Raw genomic sequence first — 21,864 nt, forward strand, 5'->3', positions numbered from 1 at the left:
TTCGAATATCGGCTGAATGATGCACTGCCGGACCGGCCGGATGTCACATCTCGCCGAAATCAATGGGGTGAATGTGACATTCGGCCGGTCTTGCGGTGGCGGGGATCAGCCCCAGCAGTTGTCGGTGCCGTACTGCACGTCTTTGGAGTCAACTCCCGCTTGGGGTTTGGCGGTGATGAGGTTGACGCCGGTATCGGTGTAGCCCGTGGTCTTCTTGCCGGTCTTGGCGTAATCGACGATGGCCTGGACGCCCATCTGCGCCATCTTCAGCGGGTACTGCTGCGAGGTGGCGGCGATCTTGCCGTCCTTCACGCCCTGTACGCCGGTGCAGCCGCCGTCGACGGACACGATCAGCGCGTCGTTCTCCTTGCCGGCGGTCTTCAGCGCGGTGTACGCGCCCAGCGCGGAGGGCTCGTTGATGGTGTAGACCACGTTGATGCCCGGATCCTTCTGCAGGCAGGTCTCCATCGCCGACTGCGCCTTGGCCTGATCGCCCTGGGCGGGCTGCGCGCACACCACATTCGGCGCGGTGACGTCCTGGGTCATGTCCTGGGTGGCCTGCGCGGCGCCGTAGCCGGACAGGAATCCGTTGTGCCGCAACGTGCCGACGCTGACGCCCGGATTCAGGTCGATCATCGCGATCTTCACCGGCTTGTCACCCTCGACGGCCTTGGCGTACTTGCCGATCAGCTGGCCGGCGGTGAAGTTGTTGGTCGCGAACAGCGCATCGACCGCGGACTGCGGCTCGGTGGGCGTGTCCAGCGCGAACACCTCCACGCCCTTGGCGCGGGCCTTGGCGATGGCGGGAACGATCGCCTTGGTATCGCTGGCGGTGATCATGATGCCCTTGACGCCCTCGGCCACCATGTTCTCGATCGCGGTCACCTGGCTGGCATTGTCGCCGTCGAATTTGCCCGCGGCGGTGACCAGTTTGACCCCGGCGGCGTCGGCGGCCTTCTGCGCACCCTCCTTCATCTTGACGAAGTACGGGTTGGTGTCGGTCTTGGTGATCAACCCGACCTCGATCTGCCCGCTGCCGGACCCCTTGCCGCACGCGGTGGCGGTGAGGGCGACGGTGGTGAGGGCGAAGCAGGCGGCGGCGATACGAATGGCACGAGAGGACATCTATGTGCTCCATGTGTACTGCGAAAGACAACGTTGTCAGTGACCATAGATCGTGACGCGGCTCACGTCCAGAGCCAAGTACTCACAAATTTCTAGGCAGTACGTCGGGGGACGGCACGACGCGCAGGATGTGTCACAGTGCTAGAAAGAAGGAGATGTCAGCGTTGTCAGACCCTCGGACCCCCGCCTCGGAGGCGGCCCGGCGCAGCACCCCCCGCCGGGGCGCAACCATGCGCGAGGTCGCCGCGCTGGCGGGCGTGAGCATCAAGACGGTGTCGCGGGTGGTGCGCGGCGAGCCCGGCGTATCCCCCGAACTGGCCGCGCGCGTGACCGATGCCGCGGCCATGCTCGACTACCGGCACAATCTCGCGGCGAGCACGCTGCGCGGGCACGGCCAGAAGACCGCCGCGATCGGCCTGGTGCTCATGGATGTCGCGAACCCGTTCGCCTCCGCGCTGCACCGCGCGGTCGAGGACTTCGCCCACGGCCGTGGGACTTTGGTGTTCGCGGTCTCGAGCGACGAGAATCCGGGCCGCCAGCGCGAGGTCCTGGACGCGCTGCTGTCCCGCCGCGTCGACGGGCTGATCGTGATGCCGGTCGGCACCGACCACGGGATGCTGATCCACGAGCAAAGGCGCGGCACCCCTGTCGTTTTCGTCGACCGCCTGCCCGCCGCCGCCGAAATCGACAGCGTCACGGTCGACAACCGAGCCGGAGCCCGCCGCGCGATCGAGCATCTGGCCGCACAGGGCCACCGCCGCATCGCCTATCTCGGTGACCTGCATACGATTTGGACCGCCGCGCAACGCTACGCGGGTTACGTCGAGGGCCTGGCCTGCACGGGAATCGCCTTGGACCCCACCCTTATCTGTGCCGATCTGCACAATCCCGACGCGGCCGAGGCCGCCGTCGACGCGCTGCTGTCCCGTCCCGACCGCCCCACCGCGCTGTTCAGCGCCCAGAACCTGGTCACCGTCGGTGTACTGCGCGCACTCCAGAAGCGTGGCCTGCACCGGGATATCGCGCTGGTCAGCTTCGACGACCTGCCCCTGGCCGAACTGCTGACCCCTGCCCTCACGGCCGTCACCCAGGACCCGGCCGTCATCGGGCGCACCGCCGCCGAGCTGCTGTTCGCCCGCCTGGACGGCGACCAATCCCCACCTCGCCGCCGCGTGGTACCAACTCGACTGCTGGTCCGCGGATCGGGAGAAATCCCCCCGTCCGGCGCACAGCCGGAAGCCTAGGACGGCGCTCGATCGGACCCCGGAACGATCGGCCGCGGCGGCCCGACCTGCGGATAGTGTGGTCAACATGGGTATCCCGTACATCGCGTCCCCGGACCTGCCGGAGCACATGACCTGGGAAGAACTCGAGCAACTACCCGAGGAGATCGCCGGGGAGATCGAGCTATGGAAGGGGCGTGTCGTGTGGATGCGACGCCCGCCGGCCCCACATCAGGAATATTCGATCGAGTTTCGGAACACGCTCCGTAGATGTGGGCGTGAAGACATGTCGGTGCGGCCGGAGCAGTGCTGGCGGGTACTCACCGGGACGAATGTCTTCTTCGGTACGAACGGAAAGTCGGACTTCTCGACCCCGGATTTCCTCATATCCCGCTGCTATGAGGACGAGTTTGCGGATATCCGTGCCTCGGACCTGTATCTAGCGGGTGAGGTGTTGTCGGCATCCAACACCGAGCGGGACATCGAGGCGAAGAAGGCGCGGTACGCCGCGGCCGGAATTCCCTGGTACTGGGAGGTATTGCTCGGTCGAAACCCCCGCCGGATCGTCGTTGTTCGCGCCTACGCGCTCGAAACACACCACGGACAGTTGCCACCCGGTGTATCTCCGCTGCACCCCACCTATTACGTCATGGCTGGTGAATGGAAGTCCGAGGACACCGACGGCATTGCCACCAACTTTCGTTCCCCATTCGAATTCCCTGGTCCGAACTCGAGTACTGACGCTCAGCTCGCGGCGGACAGCTCCCGGCCGAGGCTGGCGGCGGCCTCCTGCAGCAGCGGGATGATGTTGTCCATGTCCAGACCCGCCACCCGGGCCTGCGGCCCGGAAATGGACAGGGCCGCGCGGGTGGGAGCGTCGGGGATGCCGACCGCGAAGCAGCGCACACCGATCTCCTGCTCGCCGTCGTCGACGGCGAAGCCCTGCAGGCGGACCCGATCGATCTCCTCGCGGATCACCGCGGGATCGGTGATGGTGTGAATGGTGCGGGGGCTCATCGTGATTCGCGACAGAATCCGGTCGGTCTCCGCGGGCGGCAGCGTCGCCAGCACCGCCTTGCCGACGGCGGTGCAGTGCAGGTCCACCCGCTGACCGACCTCCGTGAACATCCGCATGGCATGCGGGGAGGGCACCTGCGCGACGTAGACGACCTGATCCCCGTCCAGCACGGCCATATTCGAGGTTTCCCCCGTGAGGTCGCGCAGCCGGGTCAGATGCGGGCGCGCCGAGGAGCCCAGCACCTTCCCGGCCGTCTCGCCGAGCCGAATCAGCCTGGGCCCCAGGGAGTATCGCCGCGAGGGCTGCTGCCGGATATAGCCGCCCGCGATGAGCGTGCGCAGCAGCCGGTGAATGGTCGGCTGCGGCAGCCCGGACGCCTCGGCGAGCTGCGAGAGCGTCGCCTCCCCGCCCGCGTCGGCCACCAGCTCCAGCAGTTCGAAGGCTCGGTCGACGGACTGCACCCCGCCACTGGCCCGCGTCTGGGTGTCGGTCACGGCGTTGTTCCCTCCTGGATCGGTGTTTCCACCATCTTTGCAGCGAATTCCAGCATACGGAAGTCCGGATGCCGGAATTCGCTGCGCACCCCCGCTCGAATCAACAGAATCCAGGGATACCGTGCCATGCGCGGCCGGCCTCGGGGGCGTCGTCGCGCTCGACGGCCGCCTCGATCAGGCCGTACGGGCGGTCGGCTGCGATGAACACCTCGCCCGGGTTGTCCAGGCCGAAGCGGTCCAGGTCGTAGAGGAAGTGGTGCTTGTTCGGCGCGGAGAAGCGGATCTCGGCGACGTCGCGGTGCTGCTCGAGTACCGCGCGGCCCATGCTGTAGAGAGTCTGCTGCAGGGCGTAGGAATGCACGACGGCGAACTGCCGCAACAGGATCGAGCGAATCGAATCGAAGGTCTTGTCCCAGTTGACCGTTCCCTCCCCGGCCGCGCCCGTGGGGTTGTAGCGCCAGCGGGCCACCAGCGAGGTCGCCATGATCCGGTCGTTGGTCGGCTCCAGGGTGGTGTACTTGTCCTTGAAGAAGCCGTGGAATTCCGAGCCGGTCGTCTTGAGCAGCACCAGATCCTTGATGCCGGACACCACGTGCGCGCGCCGGTCCGGGCCGACGCCGTCGATGTTGACCACCGTGGTGCGTACGCCGCCGCCGCTGCGCACGAACGAATGATCGTGCGGCAGACCATCGACCGCGATGCGGTCCCAGGAGTACTCGTCGATCTCGATGCGGGCGCCGTCCGCGCCGGGGCAGCGGGCGATGAAGTGGTCGCCGAGGGTGAGCGCGAAGTCCTCGATCGCCTCGACGCCCTTCTCCTTGGCGAAGGCGAAGACGGTGTTCTTCTGGGTGTCGGTCGGCAGCACATCGCCCTGGTCACCCGCGATGTGCGCCTCGGCGAAGCGCCCGCGCAGCGCGGAGGAGACGTTCAGGTCGCGGATCTGGTGGCGGTCCGTATCGCGGTAGACGCGCACGAGACGGTTTTCGGCCTTGCCGTACTGGTTGGGTCCGAGCTGGATGGCCATGGCTGGTCAGCTCCCTCGATAGGTAGATAGGGCGAACGGGGACAACAGCAGCGGCACGTGATGGTGCTGCTGCGGATCGGAGATCGTGAAGGTCACGGTCACCTCGGGGAAGAACGTGGGACGGTCGCCGTAGTAGGCGGCGGTGTCGAAGGTCAGCCGGTAGACCCCGGCCTCGACCCGCTCGGGGCCCAGATCGGTGCAGCGACCGTCGTCGTCGGTGCGGCCGGAGGCCAGCTCCCGCCAGCCGTCCTGAGTGCGGGCCTCGAGCCGCACCGGAACCCCCTGTGCGGGATGACCTCCGGCGGTGTCGAGCACGTGGGTAGTGATTGCACTACGGGTCATTGAGTAACCATCCGTTCCAGCCGCTTTCGCGCGATCGCGGCGAGTTCTCTTCGGGTGACCAGGATTTCGGCGTCCGGATCGTTGTCCAGGCGCGCGAGGCAATCGGCGAGCATCTCGTGGCCGGTGCGGCCGGAGGCGCACACCAGATAGATGAGGCCGAACTTGTCCTCGTAGGCGAGGTTCCCCTCGCGCAGCGCGGCCGCCAGCTCGGCATCGGCCGGATCGACTCCGGACTGTTCGCGCGCGGCCTGGGAGCCGGGCGCGGTGGAGGCGCCGATGCGCGGATGGTCGGCCAGCGCGGCGCGCACCTGCTCGGGCGACAGCGCGAGCACCTGCCCCTCCGCCAGCTCCAGCAGTGTGTCGCGATCGGCGTACGGCCGGGCCGAGTCGACCGCGCGGACCCACTCCTCGACGCCTACCACGCCGGTCAGGCTGACACGCCAATCCTCGCCGGGCAGCGCGTTGAGCTGCGCGATCGTAAGATTTTGGGTCACCGGGTACCTCCGCATTCCGATCGATCCGCCGGTCCTGCGGCCGGAAATCTTGTAGTTCGAGACTACCGCATCAACTTCTACGATGCGGAAATTAAATTCCGCTGAAACGAATGTAGGAGGGGTCACAACGCGCTGTCAACAGATTCGCAAAGGTTCGCCCGGATCCGCGAAAGGTGTTGACCGCCACACCCCGGGGGAGCTACCGTCGTATAACGGAAGAAACATTCCATATTGTGGAATCAAGATCGCAACAGCGCGATCCGGGTCGCAACGAGGCGATCCACCTTCCCGGAAGTGAAGTCTGTACGGACGCTGCATCCCGAGAGAGAAGAAGAGACGGCATGACACAACCCCTCCCGTATGCGGTGAACCTGTCCATCCTGTTCACCGAGCTGCCCCTGCTGGAGCGCCCCGCCGCGGCCAAGGCCGCCGGATTCGACGCGGTGGAGTTCTGGTGGCCCTTCGGCGCCAACGCCACCCCCGCCGACGACGAGGTCGAGGCCTTCGTCACCGCCATCGAGCAGGCCGGCGTGCAGCTGATCGGCCTGAACCTCTTCGCCGGTGACATGCCCGCCGGAGAGCGCGGGCTGGTGTCGTGGCCGGGACGTGAGCAGGAGTTCGCCGACAGCGTCGCGGTGGCCGTGGCGATCGGGCGTCGCCTGGGCTGCAAGGCCTTCAACGCCCTCTACGGCCTGCGCCTCGAGGGCCAGGAGCCCGGCGCGCAGGACGAGGTGGCCATCCGCAACCTGGCGCTGGCCGCGCGCTCGATCGGCGAGATCGGCGGCACCGTGCTGCTCGAGCCCGTCAGCGGCATCGCCACCTATCCGCTCAAGACCGCCGAAGACGTTGTCGGCGTGCTGGATCGGGTTCGCGAGGCGCAGGGCGCGACGAACATCGGCCTGCTGGCCGACATCTACCACCTCACCGTGAACGGCGACGATCTGGACAAGGTCATCGAGGCGCACGCCGACCGGATCGCGCACGTCCAGTTCGCCGACGCGCCCGGGCGGCACGAGCCCGGCACCGGTGAGCTCGACATCTTCGGCTACATCGACAAGATCGGCGCCGCCGGCTACCGCGGCTACGTCGCCGCGGAGTACGCCCCCAGCGGCGCCAGCGCCGACAGCTTCGCCTGGCTGCCCGCAGCCCGCTGAAAAATACATCGCCGAAAGACATACGGAGAAACAACATGACCAGAATCGGATTCATCGGCCTCGGCATCATGGGCTCGCCCATGGCCTCCCACCTGGCCAAGGCCGGGCACGAGGTGGTCGGCTACACCCTCAACACCGACGCGTACGCGCGGCTCGAGGGCGACGGCGGTCGCGCGGTGGACAGCATCGAGGCCGCGGTCAAGGACGCCGAGATCGTTATCACCATGCTGCCCAACCATCCTCAGGTCGAGGACGTGGTGCTCGGTGAGGGCGGCGTGTTCGCCCACGCGCCCAAGGGTGCGCTGCTGATCGACTTCTCCACGATCCGGCCCGAGAGCTCGATCGCGGTGGCCGAGGCCGGCGCCAAGGCCGGATTCCGGGTGCTCGACGCGCCGGTATCCGGTGGCCAGGGCGGCGCCGAGGAGGGCGTGCTGTCCATCATGGTCGGCGGCGACGCGGACGACTTCGCCGCCGTGACACCGGTTTTCGAGGCGGTCGGCAAGACCTACATCCACGTCGGCGCGCACGGCGCCGGACAGATCGTCAAGGCGGCCAACCAGCTCGTGGTCGGCGGCACCTACGCCCTGGTCGCCGAGGCCATCGTGCTGATGGAGGCACTGGGTGTGGACGCGGGCAAGGGCCTGGACGTGCTGGCCGGCGGTCTGGCGGGCAGCACCATCCTCGAGCGCAAGCGCAAGTCGATGGTGGCCCGCGAGTTCGCCCCCGGCTTCCGGATCGACCTGCACCACAAGGACATGGGCATCATCACCGACGCCGCCAAGCAGGCCGACGTGTCGCTGCCGACCGCCGCGCTGACCGCATCGCTGATCGCCGCGGGCCGCGCCCAGGGCTACGGCTCGCTGGATCACTCGGCGCTGCTGAAGGTCATCGAGAACCTCAACGGGCGCGGCGAGAAGTAGCCTGATGAACTCGCCGCGAATCGTACTGGCCCCGGACAAGTTCAAGGGCTCGCTCACCGCCGGGGAGGTCGCCGAGGCGGTGGCCGCCGGTATCCGGCGGGTTCGCCCCGACGCCGACATCCGCTGGGTCCCGGTGGCCGACGGCGGGGAGGGGACGGTGGACGCGGCAGCCGCCGCCGGATTCGACTGCACCACGGTCGAAGTCGGCGGCCCGACCGGGGAGCCGGTGCGAGCGGCGTTCGCGCACAACGGCACGACCGCCGTCGTGGAGGCCGCGGCGGCCTGCGGGCTGTCCCGGCTACCACACGGCGTGCTCGCCCCGCTGACCGCGACCAGCCGCGGCGTCGGCGAGCTGCTGCTCGCCGCGCTCGACACCGGCTGCCGCACGGTGGTTCTCGGTGTGGGCGGCAGTGCCTGCACCGACGGCGGCGCCGGCATGCTCGCCGGGCTGGGCGCATCGTTGCTCGATGCGGATGCCCGTCCGGTGGGCCCGGGCGGCGGCGGCCTGGCCGATATCGCGTATCTCGACCTGCACCAGCTCGATCCCCGCATCCACGAGGTGGATCTGGTGCTGGCCAGCGATGTCGACAACCCGCTGCTCGGAGCGCACGGCGCGGCCGCGATTTTCGGGCCGCAGAAGGGCGCGGGCGCCGGTGAGCTGGCCGTGCTGGAGGCGGGGCTGACGCACTGGTCCCGGCTCGTGGCCCAGCGCACCGGATTCGACGTGGCCGACCGGCCGGGCGCCGGTGCGGCGGGCGGCATCGGTTTCGCCGCCCTCGCGGTGCTCGGCGCCCGGCGCTCGGGCGGCATCGACGTGCTGCTCGACCTGGTCGGATTCGATCGGGTGGTCAAGGACGCGGATCTGGTGGTGACCGGGGAGGGTTCGCTCGACGAGCAGACCCTGCACGGCAAGGCGCCCGCCGGCGTCGCGGCCCGCGCCGCCAAGGCCGGGGTGCGCACCATTGCCGTCGCCGGACGGCAGCTGCTCGACGAGGCACAGCTGCGGGGCGCGGGTTTCGCCGCGTCCTATCCGCTCACCGCGCTCGAGCCGGACCTGCAGCGGTGCCAGGACGAGGCCGCGGAACTGTTGCAGCGCCAAGGGGAACTGATCGCGCGGGAGCAGCTGACCGAACCGGCTGCCGGCCGCACGTCCTAGACCCAGCCGTCGTCCCGGCCGCTCGTGCCGGGACGACGGACCACCCGTCGCCTCGGTGGAGGCCGGAATCCCGCTTCGCGGTCGCGGATTCCGACCTCCGCCCGGGCGCCGGACACGCTCCGCCGTGCGCGCGGAAGCCGGAAATACCTAGCCGTCAAAGGGTTTCCGTCTTCCGCCCGCACTACGGCGCACCCGCGCCGGTCGCGTCGTTCCCGCGGAGGTCGGAACCCTATCCCGCCGTCTATGGGTCCCGGCTTCCGCAGGAACGATGCGGCACTATCCATGCAGTACAGGAGTTTTCGTGAATACCAACAGCGACAAGGTATTCCGCGCCCGCCGGGTGATCACGCCCACCGGCGAGGTCGCGGCATCGGTGGTCGTCCACGACGGGCGGATCGCCGAGATCACCCCCTACGACGCGCCGCACGCAGCGGGCGAGATCATCGACGTGCCGGACGATTCGGCGCTGCTACCGGGCCTGGTGGACAGCCACGTCCACGTCAACGAGCCCGGCCGCACCGCGTGGGAGGGCTTCGCCACCGCGACCCGCGCCGCGGTGGCCGGGGGCATCACCACGCTCATCGATATGCCGCTCAACAGCATTCCAGCGACGGTCGATATCGCCGCGCTGCGCGAGAAGCAAGACGTGGCGGCCGGGCAGTGCAGCATCGACGTCGGCTTCTGGGGCGGCGCGGTCGGCGACAACCTCGGCGACATGGCCGAGCTGGCGCGCGCGGGGGTGTTCGGCTTCAAGGCATTCCTGCTGCCCTCGGGCGTCGAGGAGTTCTGTCACCTGGACGCCGCCCAGCTCGAGGCCGCGGTGCGCGCGGTGGCCGAGCTGGATTCGCTGCTGATAGTGCATGCGGAGGACCCTGCCGTCATCGACGCCGCACCGGCCCCGCACGGACCCATCTACGCCGATTTCCTCGCCTCGCGCCCGGTCGAGGCCGAGACCCGCGCCATCGCCGCACTGATCGACCTCGCCGAGCGGTACGGCGCACGCGTGCACGTGCTGCACCTGGCCGCCGCCTGCGCGGTGCCGATGATCGCGGCCGCGCGCGCCCGTGGTGTGCGAATCACGGCGGAGACCTGTCCGCACTACCTGACCATCAGCGCCGAGGAGATCCCGGACGGCGCCACCGAATTCAAGTGCTGCCCACCGATCCGCAACCGGGTCAACCAGCAGGGGCTGTGGAACGGACTGCGCGACAACGTCATCGACTGCATCGTCAGCGACCACTCCCCCAGCACGGTGGAGCTGAAGCGCGCGGGCGGCGGCGATTTCGGCAAGGCGTGGGGCGGCATCGCCGGTCTGCAAGTAGGGCTTTCGGCGATCTGGACCGCCTCCCCCGACTGGGTCGGGCTGCCCGATCTGGTGCGCTGGATGGCCACCGGGCCCGCGGATCTGGCCGGCCTGGAACACAAGGGCCGCATAGCAATCGGCGCGGACGCGGATTTCTGTGTGTTCGCCCCGCACGAGGAGTTCGTCGTCGACGCGACCGCGTTGCAGCACCGCAACCCGATCTCCGCCTACGACGGCCGCACGCTGCGCGGCGTGGTGCGATCCACCTGGCTGCGTGGCGATCTGATCACCGGTGACCACGCCCGTGGGCGCCTGCTGCAGAGAGAAGGGTAGTCATGAGCGAGCTTGCGAGCGAATCATCGACACAGCGTGCTTCGCTCACGCCGGAGCGAAGCAAAGGGACACAGCGTGCTTCGCTCATGCCGGAGCGAAGCGGAGGCGTGAGCGATTGGTCCCAACTTCCGGACCTGGCCTCACGACAGGTCGGCGGCAGCGTGGTCGCGGCGAACGACGAATTCTTCGCCGAGCGTGAGAATCTCATCAAGGATGCGGCGCCGGTCTACCAGACCCACACCTTCAACAACAAGGGCCAGGTGTACGACGGCTGGGAGACCCGGCGCCGCCGCGACGGCAGCCCGGGACCCGACTGGGCGCTGATCCGGCTCGGCGTCGCGGGGGTGGTGTCCGGAATCGTCGTGGACACCGCATTTTTCATCGGCAACTTCCCGCCGCACGTCTCCATCGAAGGCGCCTCGGTGCCCGGGCATCCCTCGGTGGACGAACTGCTGGCCGCCGACTGGCATACCCTCGTGCCGGTCTCCCCGGTCGAGGGCGACAGCCGGAACCTGTTCGAGGCCAGCAACGATCGGCGCATCACCCACGTGCGGGTGAACATGCATCCCGACGGCGGCATCGCCCGGGTCCGGGTGCACGGTACCGCGGTCCCGGATCCGCAGTGGATCGACGACATCCCCTTCGACCTCGCGGCGCTGCGCAACGGCGGCCGCGCGGTGGCCTGCAGCGACGGCTTCTTCTCCCCGCCGAACAACATGCTGCAGCCCGGTATTTCGCGGTTCATGGCCGACGGCTGGGAGACCCGGCGCCGGCGCGACGACGGCAACGACTGGGCCACCGTGGCCCTGGCCGCCGAGGCCGTGCCCGCAGTGCTCGAGCTCGACACCACGCACTACAAGGGCAACTCCCCCGCGCGCATCTCCCTGGACGGGTACACCGCGGACGGCGAGCTGGTCTCTCTGCTCGAGCCGACGGCGCTGCAGCCCGATGCCACCCACCGCTTCCGCCTCACTGGCGATCGGCCGGTGAATCACGTGCGCCTCAACGTCCTTCCCGACGGCGGCGTCGCCCGGCTGCGCCTGTTCGGCCGCATCACCCCCGCGGGGCGTGAGCAGCTCGAGAGCCGCTTCACCGCCACCACCCCGGACCACTGACCCCACGGCCATTGATCACGAAGGAGACCCGATGGTTCTGATGTTCCTCAACGGCGACGGCATGCGCGGCGGGCGCCTCAACGGCCAGCTCGACGGCGCCCCGCTACTGCGCGCCGCGCGCAGCGCCGCCAAGTACCGCTACTACTCGGTCGGCGACCGCTTCCCCGCCATGCTCGCCACCTCCGACGAGGGTCGCTCGGTCCTCGGCGAGGTATACGACGTACCGATGGAAGTGTTGCGGGACAACCTGATCCCGAACGAACCGCCCGAGCTCGAGCTCGGCCTGATCGAACTCGAGGACGGCACGGCCTGCCTGGCCACCGTGCTGCGGCCGAACCTGGCCGACTCGCCCGAGCTGACCGACATCTCCGATATCGGCGACTGGCGCGCCTACCGCGGCATCCCGGTCGCCGACTGATCGCGCCGCCCCGGCCGAATAGCCGAGGGCACAAGTAAATACATCCGGTCTCGCACCGCGGACCGGGCCACGCGGGGATGACGGCTCCCCGCGCGGCCCGATCAACGGAACGAGACGCCAAACGCACACATGGGAGTACACGACATGCCACGCATGCGGGCCGTCGACGCGGCCGTCAAGATCCTGGAACTGGAGGGCGCCACACAGGCTTTCGGCCTGCCCGGCGCCGCGATCAACCCCTTCTACTCGGCGCTGCGCGCGCACGGTGGCATCAAGCACGTGCTGGCCCGCCACATGGAGGGCGCCTCGCACATGGCCGAGGGCTACACCCGGGCCGCGCACGGCAACATCGGCGTGTGCATCGGCACCTCCGGCCCGGCCGGCACCGACATGATCACCGGCCTGTATTCGGCCATCGCGGACTCGATTCCGATCCTGTGCATCACCGGGCAGGCGCCGCGCGCCCGCCTGCACAAGGAGGACTTCCAGGCGGTCGACATCGCCGCCATCGCCGCGCCCGTCACGAAAATGGCTGTGACCGTGCTGGAACCGGCCCAGGTGCCCGGGGTCTTCCAGCAGGCGTTCCACCTGATGCGCTCGGGCCGGCCTGGCCCGGTGCTCATCGACCTGCCGGTCGACGTGCAGGTCGCCGAGATCGAGTTCGACCCGGAAACCTATGCGCCGCTGCCGGTCTACAAGCCCGCCGCGACGCGCGCGCAGGCCGCGAAGGCCCTGGAAATGCTGACCGCCTCGCAGCGGCCGCTGTTCGTCGCGGGCGGCGGCATCATCAATGCCGGCGCCGAGGACCTGATGGTCGAGCTGGCCGAGCTGCTGAACGTGCCGGTGGTCCCGACCCTGATGGGCTGGGGCATCCTGCCCGACGACCACGAGCTGTCCGCGGGCATGGTCGGCCTGCAGACCTCCACCCGCTACGGCAACGCCACCCTGTTGGCCTCGGACTTCGTCATGGGCATCGGCAACCGGTGGGCCAACCGCCACACCGGAAACCTGGAAACCTACACCCGGGGACGCACTTTCGTGCACGTGGACATCGAGCCCACGCAGATCGGCCGGGTGTTCGCGCCCGACTACGGCATCGCCTCGGACGCCAAGGCCGCGCTCGAGCAGCTGCTGGCGGTGGCCCGCGAGCGCAAGCAGGCCGGAACCCTGCCCGACTACTCCGGCTGGGTCGCCGAGTGCACCGAGCGCAAGGGAAGCCTGCACCGCAAGACGCACTTCGACAACGTTCCGGTGAAACCGCAACGGGTGTACGAGGAGATGAACCGGGCGTTCGGGCGCGACACCCGCTACGTCTCCACGATCGGCCTGTCGCAGATCGCCGGCGCGCAGATGCTGCACGTGTACCAGGCGCGCAACTGGATCAACTGCGGCCAGGCCGGCCCGCTGGGCTGGACCGTGCCCGCGACGCTCGGCGTGGTGGCGGCCGACCCGACCCGCAATGTCGTTGCGCTGTCGGGTGATTACGACTTCCAGTTCATGATCGAGGAACTGGCCGTCGGCGCCCAGTTCAACCTGCCGTACGTGCACGTGCTGGTGAACAACTCCTACCTGGGCCTGATCCGGCAGGCGCAGCGCGCGTTCGACATGGACTACTTCGTGCAGCTCGGCTTCGACAACATCAACGCCGACGATTCCATCGGCCTGGCCAAGGGCTACGGCGTGGACCACGTCCGCGTCGCGGAGGGCCTGGGCTGCAAGGCGATTCGCGTCGAGGACCCGAAGGATATCGCCGCCGCCTTCGCCCGCGCCAAGGAGTGGGCACAGGAGTTCCGGGTTCCCGTGGTGGTCGAGATCATCCTGGAGAAGGTCACCAACATCTCCATGGGCGCCACCGACATCGACCAGATCACCGAATTCGAGGCCCTGGCCGAATCCGCCGCCGATGCACCGACCGCTCTGCTGCCGCTGAGCTGACCCAGGACTCCGTCGGCTTTATCACACACGCTCCCACGCCGACGGTCGCCCCGCCACACCCGAGACCCGGGTGCGGCGGGGTTTCTCGTTCGACCGCACGATTGTGACCCCGTTCCGCAGCGATCTCCGCTGGTCAGGCCCTGCCAGCTAGGTCACAGCCGGTCCCCCGAGAACTGACAGAGGGCACGGAGGCACCTCCCAGAATCGATGAATAGTCTTGCCGCCATGACACATCCGACCCCCTCGGGCTCCCCGTCAACCTCCAGCCGCCGCCGCAGGATCGCGCTGGTCACCGGCGCCACAGGCGCGGCCGTCGCCATCGTGGTCGGGGTGAGTGCCTGCGGATCGTCCGGCAACTCCAGCTCGGCGCCGGCCTCGTCCACCTCGGCCGCGGCCTCCAGCACGGCCAAGCCGGGCAAGCACCACGGGAACGCGATCTTCGGCACCATCGCCTCGCAGAACGCCAACACCTGGACGCTCACCAAGAAGGACGGCACCACCGAGACCGTCACCATCACCCCGCAGACGAAATTCGGCTCCAAGAAGAATCCGGCTCAGCAGTCCCAGTTCACCCTCGGTGAGATGGTCGCCGTGCGCGGCAAGGAGTCCGGCACCACCATCACAGCTACCGACATCACCCAGGCCAAGCAGCATTCGGCCAGCGCCACCCCGTCGGCCTCGGCTGCCCCGGCGGCTCCCACCACGAACTGAGGTCGCCGCGCCGCCGGTAGCCCGCGGGCCGGCGGCGCCGCGTTCTTCACAGCTCATACCTAACCTGCCCCAACGACAGCCAAATGTCCGAGCCCGAGGATTTCCCTCGTCGGTCCGGCAGGTGCCGGACGGCGTTTCGGATTCCGGTCCGGGAACCAGGAGGTTGGTATGGGTATCACGTCGAGGCTGGCCGCTGCGGTAGCGGTTGGCGGACTGACGTTGGGGGCGTTGGGAATTGGGTCCGCGGTCGCGAGCGCGCAGCCTCCGCAGGCGCCGGCGCAGAACGGACAGCAGTGCGCTCCGCCGCCCAACGGACACCAGGGACCGCCGCCCTCCGGGCACCAGGCTCCCCCGCCCGGCGGCCAGAAGCCCGGCAACCCGCCCGCATGCCCGCCCGCGCACTAGAAAGAGCTGCTGCACAGCGCCGATAGCGCCGCGCAGCCCGCAAGGCCCCGTGCCCACTGTCGTCGGGACACGGGGCCTAGGCGTGGTTACACCACGTGGCATAACGAGTTCCCAGCTGCCCCCTCCGGCAGCCCTCACACGCTCGCGAGCACGTCCTCGAAGGCGGCCTCCGCGGCCCCGAGAAGCTTGAGATCCGGCCCGAGGGAAGACCTTTCGATCCGCACACCTCCGTGGGCACGCGAGACCATGCTGCGCCGCCGGACCTCCTGCTGCGCGCGCTGCACCACGGCCTCCGGGAGGATCGCGAACAGGTCGCCGAGCACCACCAGCTCCGGGCCGAGAATGTTCACCACGTTGACCAGGCCCAGGATCAACCAGTCGACATAGCCCCCGAGACGGGCCACCGAATCCGAATCCCGTTGCAGCTCACGCAGTTCGGCCACGATCGCGCCCCGGGCTCCGGTCTCGCTCAGGCCCAGCGCCCGGCGTAGCGCGTGCTCGCCGACCTCGGTCTCCCAGCAGCCGGTATTGCCGCAATGGCAGACCCGGCCACTGGGATTCACCGTCATGTGGCCGATTTCGCCGAGGTAACCGGCCGAGCCGCGCAGCAGCCCACCCTGGGCGATGATGCCCCCGCCCACCCCGACGTCGGCGGAGACGAACACCGCGTCCGAGGCCCCGCGCCCGACCCCGCGCACGTATTCGGCCAGCGCACCGAGTTCGGCATCGTTGCCGACCACCACGGGCACACCCAGGACCCGGCCCATCCGGTCGCCGAACGGCACCTCGTCCCAGCCCAGATTCGACGCGTTGTACACGAGGCCGTCGTTGCGGCGCACCACGCCCGGCACCGAGATCCCCGCCGCCACCGGATGCAGGTCGAGATCCTGGGCCAGCAGCGCCGCGGACTCGGCGACATGCGTGACCACCTCATCCGGATCCCGTTGCCGCCCACGCAGATTCCAGCTGTTGCGCCCCAGGATCTGACCGCCCAGGCCGACCAGCGCGATGGCCGCGTGCTCGACCTGCACATCCACCGCGAGCACCACGACCGCCTGCGGCTGCGGCAGCACCAGCAGCGACGGGCGGCCCGCGCCCTGCGGCAGCCGCGGCACCCGCTCCTCGACGACCCCATCCCCCGCCAGCCCGTCCACCAGCATCTTGATGGTCGAGCGGTTCAACCCCAGTTCCGTGGCCAGCGTGGCGCGCGTGGCCGGACCGCCCACATGCAGCAACCGCAACAGCGAGGCCCGATTGAAGCGCCGCACCTCATCGGGCCGGGCGACATTCACGACGGCACCTCCCACATCGACAACCCCTCACTCCGCAATGCACACGCCCGGGACCGTCCCAGCCGAAAGTCGGTGCGCGATCGGCGATCACCATGACACACGGCTGGGCGGCCGCCGAATTCATCGGCCCGTATGTGCGGCCCTGCGGCGCGAGAGCGCATCCACGGTGGCCGCCAGCAGCAGCACCAGGCCCGTGACCACCGAGACCACCGCGGCCGGCTGTTTCAGCAGGCCGAGGCCGTTGGACACGACCGCCAGCACGGCGCCACCGATGACGGCGTCGGCAATGCGTCCCTTACCGCCGAACAGCGACGTACCGCCGATCACCGCGGCGCCCACCGCGAACAGCAGGGTGTTCAGGCCACCGGCCTGCGGATCGACCGAACCGACCTTGGAGGAGTACACGATCGCGCCGATCGCGGCACAGCCGGAGCTGATCACGAAGACGCTCGAGCGCAACTGGGTGACGTTGATACCCGCCCGGCGCGCGGCCTCCGCATTGCCGCCGATCGCGTACAAATGCCGACCGTACGTGGTCCGGTTCAGCACATAGGTGCCGATGGCCAAGAGCACCAGGATGATCGGCACCACGTACGGCACCCCGGAGATCGTGATCAGCTTGCTCGGCGACCGGTTCACCGACATGAACGCGGTCGCAATGCTCGCGAGCACCAGCAGCGCGACCACCTTGCCGATCACCAGCGGCGTCGGCTGCACCACCAATCCCTTTGCCCGCCTCCGGAAGTGACCGAACAGCGTGACCCCGGCCCAGCCGCCGGCGGCGACCACGAACAGCACCCAGCTCCACAGCACCGACAGATTCCCGTTCGCCACCGCATCGAGCACGTGCGAGGAGCTGATGCCCAGCACGCCGCCCTCGCCGATCAGCTGCAGGATCGCACCCTGCCACGCCAGGAACAGCGCGAGTGTCACCACGAACGAGGGCATTCCGATCTTGGAGATCAGGAATCCGGTGATGCAGCCGATGGCGGTGCCGACACACACCGCCAGCAGCATCTCTATCCACGGATTGGCATGGAAGCCGACGACCGTGATCACCACCCCGAGCAGCGACATCGCCACCCCGGGCCAGATCCGCAGCAGCGCGGCCAGTGCCGCGGCGAGCAGCAGCAGGCCGTTGAAAATGTAGAAGACCGTACTGCCCATGCCCGTCAACAGATTTCCGTTGTCGACATAGTGCATGGCCAGCACCGCCCCGGCCACACCGGAGGCGGTGCCCGCCGACAGATCGATCTCGCCCAGCAGCAGCACATACACGATGCCCATCGCGATGATGGTCTGCCCGGCGCCCTGGGCGAGCAGATTCGCGATGTTGTTGAGCGAGAAGAACACATTCGACAGCGAGGAGAACAGCACGACCAGCACCACCAGACCCAGCAGTGCAGGCAGCGAACCGATCTCGCCGCCCCTCACGCGGGCGAGATAGGCACGCACGGCCTCCGCCGTGGATACGGTGGTGGTGTCGATGCCGAAATCGGTGATCGCCGTCTGGGCGCCGGTTGCGGTCTCGGGGCTCTCCCCGCCGCCTGCCGTATCGGCCGAAACTTGGGTCATCACAAATGCTTTCCTGCTAATCCTGCTACAAACGCCTACAACACAGCGGATTCCGGCCGGGCCAAGCCCAACTCACCGGAGCGTCCCGCGGTGATCAATTCCACGACCTGATTCTGGGTGACCTCCGAGGTCCGCACCTGCGCCGCCATCCGGCCCAGGTACAGCACCGCGATCCGGTCGGCGACCTCGAACACGTCGGCCAGGTTGTGGCTGATCAGCACCACCCCGAGCCCCTGTTCGGCGAGCCGGCGCACCAGATCCAGCACCTGCCGGGTCTGGGCCACCCCGAGGGCGGCGGTCGGCTCGTCGAGCAACACCAGATTGCTGTTCCACAGCACCGATTTCGCGATCGCCACGGTCTGTCGCTGTCCGCCGGACAGCGAGGCCACCGGGGTGCGCACGGATTTCACCGTGCGCACCGACAGCGATGCGAGCGTGCGCCGCGCCGCGTCCTCCATGGATGCCTCGTCCAGGAACCACGGCTTGCCGCGCTCCCGGCCCAGGAACATGTTCTGCACGATGTCGAGGTTGTCGGCCAGGGCAAGATCCTGGTAGACCACCTCGATGCCCAGTGCGCCGGCATCCTTCGGGCCGTGCAGGTGCACCTCCTCGCCCCGGAACTTGATCGTCCCGGAGTCGAAGGGGTGAATCCCCGCGATGCACTTGACCATCGTCGACTTACCCGCGCCGTTATCGCCGACCAGCGCGGTCACCTCCCCCGCGGGGGCGGTGAACTCGACATCGTGCAGAACATGGACCGCACCGAAGCTCTTGTTGAGCCCGGAGATCTGCAGCAGCGGATCACTCATCTGATTTGCAATACCTCTCAGGAGATCCCGAGCTGGGTGCACACGGAGGAAACATCACCCGAGCACAGATCGCTCGCCTTCACATAACCCTGGTCGACAACCGTCTTGACCTGATCCCGGGTGACCGTATGCGGGTCCAGCAGAACGGATTTCACAGTCCGATTGCCCTTGGGGTCCTGACTCGACGCCGTGGCGACGGCGTCCGCGGCGGCCTTGTCGCCCTTGGCCAGATCGGCGGCGAGCTTGGCCGCGGCGTTGGCCTCGTCCTGGATCGGCTTGAACACCGTCATGTACTGATCGCCGCGCAGGACGGCCTTCAGGCCGTCGGTGGTGGCGTCCTGGCCGGTGACCGGGACCTTGCCGTTGAGGCCGTTCTTCTTCAGCACGGTGACGATAGCGCCGGCGAGGCCGTCGTTGGAGGCCACGACGCCGTCGATCTTGTTGCCGTTGGTGGTGAGCAGCTGCTCGAAGGTCTCGCCGCCCTTCTGGTTGTCCCAGCCGTCGATGGCCTGGCTGGCAACGAGTTTCAGCGCGCCCGAATCGTAGAGCGGCTTGAGCACCTGCTCCTGCCCCTGATGGAAGAGGGTGGCGTTGTTGTCGGTCGGCGCGCCCTCGATCTCGATGACCTGGGCGGCCGGCTTGGCCTTGAGCGCGTCGGCCATGGCCTGGCCCTGCAGCGCACCGACCTTCACGTTGTCGAAGGACACGTAGTAGTCCGAGGAGCCGCCGAGGTTCAGCCGGTCGTAATCGATGGTGGGGATGCCCGCCTTGTGCGCCTTGGCGGCCACGGCATTACCGACCTCGCTATTGATGGAGGCGATGAGCAGCACCTTGACGCCCTTGGCGATCATGCCGTCGGCCAGGGTGCTGAACTTCTGCACGTCGCCCTGCGCGTTCTCGACGTCGGCGTCGAATCCCTCGGCATTGAGAGCCTTGGTGATCATCGGGCGGTCGAAGCCCTCCCAGCGGGCCGAGGTCGCGGTCTCCGGCAGGATCACACCGACGGTCCCGTTCTTGCCCCCACTACTGCCGTTCGAGCTGGTGGAGTTGCCGCCGCCGCTGGAGGAGTTGGATCCGCAGGCAGCGAGGGTCAGCAGGCCGGCGAGCGCAACGGCCACGGCCCCATACCGTTTCATCCTCATCAGGTGAACCTTTCGAGCTGGCGGCCCCCGCCACCGGTTCGGGTGTCCGGTGACGGAGGCCATATGTTGTAGGCAACAACATATGCGACACAGCTCGCGGCGAAGGTCACAATTGCGCAACACTGTGTCTCAGCTCACGTTCGATTCCATGGTGACAGGCCGGGCCGGTATCACTTCGGAGAACATTCGAATCTCGGCGAAGAAGTTGTTAACGTATGCCCACCCCCGTAACGTTGTGTGGTTGTGCACGCCGCTGCAGGGGTTTATTGGCGACTGGCATCAGCAGGGTTCCTGCGTCAGTGGCACTATCGGCTCGCGATGTTCGCGGGCATGTTCACCAATGTGGTGTTCGGGCTGGTCCGCGCCTCGGTGATGCTCGCGGCCGTGCGCGCCACGACCGGATTCGGCGGCTACACATCGGATTCCATCGGCGCGTACGTCTGGCTCTCCCAGGGACTACTGGGATCGCTCGGGGTGATGGGGCCGACGCTGGACATCGCCGAGCGGATCCGCACCGGCGACGTCGCGATCGACTTCCTCAGACCCGCGGACATCCAATTCTGTTATCTGGCAACCGATCTCGGTCGGGCGGCGTGCGCCTTGCTGCTGCGCGGGCTGCCCAGTGTCGCCGCGGGACTGCTGGCCTTCGAGCTGGCGATGCCACATCAGGCCGGCGCGTACGTGCTGGGCGCGCTCAGTATCGTACTGGCCGTCACGATCTCGTTTCTGCTGTTGTTCGCGGTGTGCCTGACCGGATTCTGGATGGTGGAGACCCGCGGTATCCGGCTGCTGTATCAGATCGTCGCCACCTTTCTGGCCGGCCTGTTCGTTCCCGTGCACCTGTTTCCCGGATGGTTGCGCACGCTGGCGGAGCTCACCCCGTTCCCGTCGCTGCTGCAGACGCCGATCGATGTGCTGTCGGGGCGGGCGACCGGTTGGGATGCCCTGGAAGTAGTTGCTGTACAAGTATTCTGGGTTGTCGTCACAGTTCTACTGGGCCGGGGGTTACTTCGGGCGGGCCGCCGTAAACTGGAGGTACAGGGTGGCTGAACTACTCGGAACCACCCGGACCTCGGGAACATGGTTCACCCCGTACAGTGCCGTACTCCGCTCGCGGATGCGCTCACAGCAGGCGTATCCACTCTCCTTTGCCGCCGACATGCTCTCCTCACTCCTGGTCGGTGTGGTGGAATTCGCCGAGGTCTGGGTCATTTACCACAACGTGCGGGTGCTGGGCGGCCTGGATCTGCACGCGATGCTGCTGCTGTTCGGCATGTCGAATCTGGCCTTCGCGATCGCGCAGATCGCCTTCGGGCACACCGACACGCTGCCCGCATACATCCGCGCGGGCACCCTCGATGCCTTCCATCTGCGCCCGCAGCCGCTGCTGTTGCAGCTCATCACCAGCGATGTCTCGCTGCGCCGGGTGGCCCGCGCCGGCGTGGCGGCGACTGTGTTGTGCATCGGCCTGGATATCAACGACATCGATTGGACCGTAACCACATTGGCCCTATTGGCGCTCTCGCTGACGACGGGCATCGCGCTGTTCGCCGGGTTGTTCGTGTGCGCGGCGGGCCTGCAGTTCTTCCTCGTCGACGGATCGGAACTGACCAACAGCTTCACCTACGGCGGCGCCTTCGCCGCGCAACAGCCCAGCTCGGTGTTTCGCGCGCCGATGACACTGCTGTTCGGCTTCGGGGTGCCGGTGTCGTTCGTCGCGTATCTGCCCACCATCGCGCTGCTGCGGCTGCCCGGACCGGCATGGCTGCCGAGCTGGCTGGCATGGGCGAGCCCGATCGCGGCGGCGTGGGTCTGGGGACTGGCACTGCTGTGCTGGCGTCAGGGAGTGCGACACTATCAGGGAGGCGGTGGATAG

The 21,864-nt window shown here is 68.1% G+C and carries 20 protein-coding genes and 1 pseudogene; 12 read left to right on the top strand and 9 right to left on the bottom strand.

The window, feature by feature from the left end; genetic code table 11:
- Nucleotides 1–105 precede the first annotated feature (105 nt).
- Nucleotides 106–1,125 (bottom strand): sugar ABC transporter substrate-binding protein, encoded by a 1,020-nt coding sequence (locus KO481_RS28830; RefSeq protein WP_215917553.1) that lies wholly within the window; start codon nt 1,123–1,125, stop codon nt 106–108.
- A gap of 164 nt (nt 1,126–1,289) precedes the next feature.
- Between KO481_RS28830 and KO481_RS28835 the strand changes: the two genes are divergently transcribed.
- Nucleotides 1,290–2,369, top strand: coding sequence for a LacI family DNA-binding transcriptional regulator (locus KO481_RS28835; protein ID WP_215917552.1), 1,080 nt, complete (start codon nt 1,290–1,292; stop codon nt 2,367–2,369).
- A 109-nt stretch (nt 2,370–2,478) separates the two neighbouring features.
- Nucleotides 2,479–2,826: pseudogene (locus KO481_RS44455) on the top strand (Uma2 family endonuclease); the annotation flags it as partial.
- A gap of 266 nt (nt 2,827–3,092) precedes the next feature.
- Here the strand turns inward: KO481_RS44455 and KO481_RS28845 are convergent.
- From KO481_RS28845 to uraD, 4 genes are all read right to left on the bottom strand, one after another.
- A complete protein-coding gene (locus KO481_RS28845) occupies nt 3,093–3,860 on the bottom strand; it encodes an IclR family transcriptional regulator (RefSeq protein ID WP_215917551.1) in 768 nt (255 codons plus the stop codon).
- 100 nt (nt 3,861–3,960) lie between these two features.
- Nucleotides 3,961–4,884: a factor-independent urate hydroxylase gene (pucL, locus tag KO481_RS28850; RefSeq protein ID WP_215917550.1), complete on the bottom strand. Its 924-nt coding sequence runs from the start codon at nt 4,882–4,884 to the stop codon at nt 3,961–3,963.
- A 6-nt stretch (nt 4,885–4,890) separates the two neighbouring features.
- Nucleotides 4,891–5,226 (bottom strand): hydroxyisourate hydrolase, encoded by a 336-nt coding sequence (gene uraH / locus KO481_RS28855; RefSeq protein ID WP_215917549.1) that lies wholly within the window; start codon nt 5,224–5,226, stop codon nt 4,891–4,893.
- A complete protein-coding gene (gene uraD, locus KO481_RS28860; RefSeq protein ID WP_215917548.1) occupies nt 5,223–5,720 on the bottom strand; it encodes a 2-oxo-4-hydroxy-4-carboxy-5-ureidoimidazoline decarboxylase in 498 nt (165 codons plus the stop codon). The genes uraH and uraD overlap by 4 nt, the downstream gene beginning before the upstream one ends.
- A 341-nt stretch (nt 5,721–6,061) precedes the next feature.
- Here uraD and KO481_RS28865 point away from each other — a divergent pair, with 341 nt between their 5' ends.
- The 8 genes from KO481_RS28865 (at nt 6,062) to KO481_RS28900 (ending at nt 14,765) form a co-directional block, all read left to right on the top strand.
- Nucleotides 6,062–6,874: a hydroxypyruvate isomerase family protein gene (locus tag KO481_RS28865; RefSeq protein ID WP_215917547.1), complete on the top strand. Its 813-nt coding sequence runs from the start codon at nt 6,062–6,064 to the stop codon at nt 6,872–6,874.
- On the top strand, nt 6,871–7,794 hold the full coding sequence (locus KO481_RS28870; protein WP_281066096.1) for an NAD(P)-dependent oxidoreductase: 924 nt from the start codon (nt 6,871–6,873) through the stop codon (nt 7,792–7,794). Before KO481_RS28865 ends, KO481_RS28870 begins: the two co-directional genes overlap by 4 nt.
- A 4-nt stretch (nt 7,795–7,798) precedes the next feature.
- Nucleotides 7,799–8,950: a glycerate kinase gene (locus tag KO481_RS28875; protein WP_215917545.1), complete on the top strand. Its 1,152-nt coding sequence runs from the start codon at nt 7,799–7,801 to the stop codon at nt 8,948–8,950.
- 301 nt (nt 8,951–9,251) lie between these two features.
- Nucleotides 9,252–10,586 (top strand): allantoinase AllB, encoded by a 1,335-nt coding sequence (allB, locus tag KO481_RS28880; RefSeq protein ID WP_215917544.1) that lies wholly within the window; start codon nt 9,252–9,254, stop codon nt 10,584–10,586.
- Between the two features lie 86 nt (nt 10,587–10,672).
- Complete coding sequence (gene alc, locus KO481_RS28885) at nt 10,673–11,701, top strand: allantoicase (RefSeq protein ID WP_215917543.1); 1,029 nt, start codon at nt 10,673–10,675, stop codon at nt 11,699–11,701.
- A 31-nt stretch (nt 11,702–11,732) separates the two neighbouring features.
- Nucleotides 11,733–12,119 carry an allophanate hydrolase-related protein gene (locus KO481_RS28890; protein WP_215917542.1) on the top strand — a complete coding sequence of 129 codons (387 nt, stop codon included), beginning with the start codon at nt 11,733–11,735 and terminating at the stop codon, nt 12,117–12,119.
- Between the two features lie 144 nt (nt 12,120–12,263).
- Complete coding sequence (gene gcl, locus KO481_RS28895; protein WP_215917541.1) at nt 12,264–14,054, top strand: glyoxylate carboligase; 1,791 nt, start codon at nt 12,264–12,266, stop codon at nt 14,052–14,054.
- Between the two features lie 225 nt (nt 14,055–14,279).
- On the top strand, nt 14,280–14,765 hold the full coding sequence (locus tag KO481_RS28900; RefSeq protein WP_215917540.1) for a DUF5666 domain-containing protein: 486 nt from the start codon (nt 14,280–14,282) through the stop codon (nt 14,763–14,765).
- A 539-nt stretch (nt 14,766–15,304) separates the two neighbouring features.
- Here KO481_RS28900 and KO481_RS28905 read toward each other — a convergent pair.
- The 4 genes from KO481_RS28905 to KO481_RS28920 form a co-directional block, all read right to left on the bottom strand.
- The gene (locus tag KO481_RS28905) at nt 15,305–16,462 is read right to left on the bottom strand and encodes an ROK family transcriptional regulator (RefSeq protein WP_215917539.1); all 1,158 of its coding nucleotides are present in this window, start codon (nt 16,460–16,462) and stop codon (nt 15,305–15,307) included.
- A gap of 120 nt (nt 16,463–16,582) precedes the next feature.
- Complete coding sequence (locus KO481_RS28910) at nt 16,583–18,037, bottom strand: sugar ABC transporter permease (RefSeq protein ID WP_215917538.1); 1,455 nt, start codon at nt 18,035–18,037, stop codon at nt 16,583–16,585.
- A 35-nt stretch (nt 18,038–18,072) separates the two neighbouring features.
- Nucleotides 18,073–18,846, bottom strand: a complete 774-nt coding sequence (locus KO481_RS28915) for an ATP-binding cassette domain-containing protein (protein ID WP_215917537.1) — start codon at nt 18,844–18,846, stop codon at nt 18,073–18,075.
- A gap of 17 nt (nt 18,847–18,863) precedes the next feature.
- Nucleotides 18,864–19,988, bottom strand: a complete 1,125-nt coding sequence (locus KO481_RS28920) for a sugar ABC transporter substrate-binding protein (protein ID WP_245400893.1) — start codon at nt 19,986–19,988, stop codon at nt 18,864–18,866.
- 330 nt (nt 19,989–20,318) lie between these two features.
- Here KO481_RS28920 and KO481_RS28925 point away from each other — a divergent pair, with 330 nt between their 5' ends.
- Nucleotides 20,319–21,038 carry an ABC transporter permease gene (locus KO481_RS28925; protein ID WP_245400892.1) on the top strand — a complete coding sequence of 240 codons (720 nt, stop codon included), beginning with the start codon at nt 20,319–20,321 and terminating at the stop codon, nt 21,036–21,038.
- On the top strand, nt 21,031–21,864 hold the full coding sequence (locus KO481_RS28930) for an ABC transporter permease (protein WP_308166596.1): 834 nt from the start codon (nt 21,031–21,033) through the stop codon (nt 21,862–21,864). The genes KO481_RS28925 and KO481_RS28930 overlap by 8 nt, the downstream gene beginning before the upstream one ends.

The organism is Nocardia albiluteola (assembly GCF_018860155.1).
GTDB lineage: Bacteria > Actinomycetota > Actinomycetes > Mycobacteriales > Mycobacteriaceae > Nocardia > Nocardia albiluteola.